Here is a 237-nt window from a genome sequence, read left to right on the forward strand (position 1 = left end):
TTCCGGTAGTAGGCATCGGAGCTTCCGCAGGCGGATTGCAGGCAGTTCAGAGCTTCTTCGAGCACATGCCAGCTCAGAGTGGAATGGCGTTCGTGGTGGTACTGCACCTGTCACCCGATCACCAAAGCAGCGCAGGAAAACTGATCACTTCCCGAACCAAGATGCCGGTAACCCAACTTGTTTCTGCGGTGCCCATCGAACGCAACCATGTATATGTAATCTCCCCTGCGCAACGCC

At 55.7% G+C, this 237-nt stretch carries 1 protein-coding gene; it reads left to right on the forward strand.

Features of this window, described 5'->3' with window-relative positions; translation table 11 throughout:
- Positions 1–14 precede the first annotated feature (14 nt).
- Positions 15–237 (forward strand): chemotaxis protein CheB (locus tag KMS84_RS43345; protein ID WP_368860726.1); only part of this gene is annotated, 223 nt, incomplete at its 3' end.

The sequence above is a fragment of the Streptomyces hilarionis genome (assembly GCF_024539675.1).
GTDB lineage: Bacteria > Actinomycetota > Actinomycetes > Streptomycetales > Streptomycetaceae > Streptomyces > Streptomyces hilarionis.